This window comes from Opitutales bacterium (genome assembly GCA_013215165.1).
In the GTDB taxonomy this organism is placed as follows: domain Bacteria; phylum Verrucomicrobiota; class Verrucomicrobiia; order Opitutales; family JABSRG01; genus JABSRG01.
Genome location: JABSRG010000139.1, coordinates 1 through 1,512 on the forward strand (window position 1 = coordinate 1; position 1,512 = coordinate 1,512).

Below are 1,512 nucleotides of genomic sequence, written 5' to 3' on the forward strand. Positions count from 1 at the left end.
GCATCTCGTTTTTCCATGCCTGAAAGGATGAATGATGCATGGGTGAAAGTCATGTATTATATTAGCGAGTTAATAAGTCATACTTCGGATGGGGATATCCAGTTATGATCATCGCGGTTTTCATATGGTTGCTCTACCGATATGAAGGGATCAAAAAGATGAATAACTCTAAACAGTCGCTTCTGGACAACGCCTAACGGCGCGCCAGAGCTCATGGTTGAACGTACTCGATAAATGTTCTAACGTCTATCTATGAATTCTTTGCCTTCAATCCTGCGTCGAAAATGTCATTCTCAGGAGTCTTCGATTCTGTGGGATGCGAGCGTTTTCTATTTCGGATTGGGAATCCCCATTCTCTTGATTCTCGTTTTTGTGGACCAGACCGAAATCAATGCGGAACCTCGGTGGATAAAACCTCTCAAATTTTTCCTCAGTATCGGTCTCTACAATTTAACCTTGGAGTGGCTGTATCGTTTTTTTCGAACAGATCAAAACGTCGTTCAGCTCAATAGGGTCCGCTGGGTGATTGCCGTCGGCATGTTGATTGAGGGTGTATTGATCGTTACCCAGGCGGCTCGAGGGGTTCAAAGTCATTTCAACATCGCGACAAGTTTGGATGCTTTGATTTTTTCAATTATGGGCATATCCATCTCGATCGTGGTGCTCGCGGCTTTGTTCAGTGGGTTTATCATTTGGAAGGCGAGGAAGCTCGCTCCGCCGGTGTTTGGTGAAGCTATCCTTTTAGGAATTCTAATCATGACGGTGGCTTCGTTCCAAGGCTTTGCCATGACTGGGCCCACCCCCCAGCAACTGGCAGCGAGCGAGCGGGGAGAGGGACCTCTCCTTGCAGGGTCGCATTTCGTTGGCGAACCTCCTGTCGAGGATCATCGCACATTGCCCTTTACGGGTTGGAGTTTGGATATCGGAGATTTAAGAATCCCTCATTTTATAGGGATCCATGCTTTGCAGTGCTTGCTTGCACTTGCATGTTTACTCGATCGCTTGAAGGTCACAGCTCCGCTCCTGTTCATTCGGTTATCTGCTCTGTTGTATGGAGGCTTGTTTCTGTATGCATACCTCAGTGCGCAGGCTGGCGTTTTTCTTTTACAGGACATAAATAGAATTGTAGACTCGACAGCAATCTGTGTTCATCTGTGAAATCTGTGGTGAAAGCGTATTCACCTCACGCCCGCTTCGCTCGAGACGCAGAGGCGCAGAGAAAGTATGGAATAAGCATTTACTGGCAGATTATTCCTATCGCACACTTCCGGTTAATGGCTACAGAACAGAAAAGATGAAGTTTCTGCTCCAACATCCAAGCCGCACCACCGGTAGGCTATACTCAGCCGATGGCTCTAATTTGGGCTAACATGGCTATCCTTGCACCCTATCGTTATGCAGAAAAAAAACAAAAGTCTGAGTCGAGAAGCCTTTGCTAACCCGGATTTTGCATAAAAAAGTATCGCGAGTTGCGGTTAAACCACTGAAGGTCAGTGGATAACAAAACAAAAA

1 protein-coding gene is annotated in these 1,512 nt (G+C 46.4%); it reads left to right on the forward strand.

Going from position 1 to position 1,512, the window contains the following annotated elements; translation table 11 throughout:
• Window positions 1-252 precede the first annotated feature (252 nt).
• Window positions 253-1,158, forward strand: a complete 906-nt coding sequence (locus HRU10_15380) for a hypothetical protein (GenBank protein ID NRA28614.1) — start codon at window positions 253-255, stop codon at window positions 1,156-1,158.
• The last annotated feature ends 354 nt before the right edge of the window (window positions 1,159-1,512 follow it).

Coding starts and splice junctions, on each gene's coding strand:
- HRU10_15380 (NRA28614.1), top strand. CDS start 253: ATGAATTCTTTGCCTTCAATCCTGCGTCGAAAATGTCATTCTCAGGAG.